Origin of the sequence: Barnesiella sp. CU968 (genome assembly GCF_905219685.1) — a bacterium.
Taxonomy (GTDB): Bacteria; Bacteroidota; Bacteroidia; order Bacteroidales; family Muribaculaceae; genus Lepagella; species Lepagella muris_A.
The window spans coordinates 1-1,377 of sequence record NZ_CAJMXD010000559.1; the positions used below are offsets into that span (position 1 = coordinate 1).

The 1,377-nt window shown below is 41.3% G+C and carries 1 protein-coding gene; it reads left to right on the forward strand.

The annotated features are described in order from the left end of the window. Positions 1-124 precede the first annotated feature (124 nt). A partial coding sequence (locus tag JX312_RS13675) for a SusC/RagA family TonB-linked outer membrane protein (protein WP_204458467.1) occupies positions 125-1,377 on the forward strand: 1,253 nt, incomplete at its 3' end.

The window sequence follows — 1,377 nt, forward strand, 5'->3', positions numbered from 1 at the left end:
AATTAAATTTGCATCGTCATCTGAGGTCTACAGGCTTGAGTGAACTCGCCTCAGACACACTCAGTGAAACACTACCATTTGATCACCTTAAATCCTTTCAATTATACAATAATAAACATTTCTAATGGACAAAGCAATTGGCAATGCCGAAATAAGGAGCTGGCTATTGGGACTAATAATCTCAATTCTTCTTATACCCGTTTCGGCTTACGCCCAGACACAAAAGACGGTAACGGGTACTGTCATTGATGAAACCGGGGAGCCTCTTATCGGTGCAACGGTTAAAGTTGTAGGTGAGCCCATAGGTGCTTCCACTGATTTTGACGGACACTATGTCCTAAAAATTCCTACAACAGCGAAACAGCTCGCATTTTCTTATGTGGGTTATGACAATCTCATAGTGGATATTACGTCAGATGTTATTGATGTAACAATGAGACCTAACAGTGAAGTTCTTGACGAGATAGTCGTGATTGGTTATGGTGTACGTAAAAAGGATGATCTTACCGGTTCCGTTTCAACCGTAAGTGAGAAAGACTTCAATAAGGGTATGATTTCATCGCCAGAAGAGCTTGTAAACGGAAAGATTGCCGGTGTGCAAATTGTAAATGGCGGCGGTTCTCCAACATCCGGTTCTACAATTCGTGTCCGTGGAGGTGCTTCTCTTAATGCTTCCAATGATCCTCTTATTGTATTAGATGGTGTTCCTATGGAAGTCGGCGGATCTGTAAGTGGAAGCGGAAACTTTCTGAGCCTTATCAATCCCAATGATATTGAGAGTATGACCATTCTCAAAGATGCTTCATCAACTGCCATTTATGGTTCAAGAGCATCCAATGGTGTCATTATCATCACAACAAAGAAAGGAAAAGGTGATGGTATAAAGGTTTCATTCCAAACAACCAATTCACTTTCTACCAAGACCAAGACATCAGATATGCTCTCTACCAATGAGTTTATTGGAATTGTAAATGAACTTGGCACAGATCGTCAGAAGTCCCTTCTCGGCAATAGCCGCACTAATTGGAATGATTTGATATATCAGACAGCATTTGGCACAGATAATAATTTAAGCGTATCAGGTCGTGCAGCATCTTGGCTTCCTTTCCGAGTATCGGCAGGGGCATATTATCAAGATGGTATTTTGAAAACGGATAATGCAAAGCGTTTTACAGGCAATCTCAACCTTACGCCATCATTCTTTAGGGATGAACTTAGATTTCAATTCAGCCTAAAGGGTACATATTCCAAAAATCGTTTTGCAGATACGGATGCAATCTGGGGCGGAGCGACATTAAACCCGACAATTCCTGTATATTCCGGCAATGATTCTTTTGGTGGATATAATGACGCCCTAGATGCAAACGGAATCCCTGT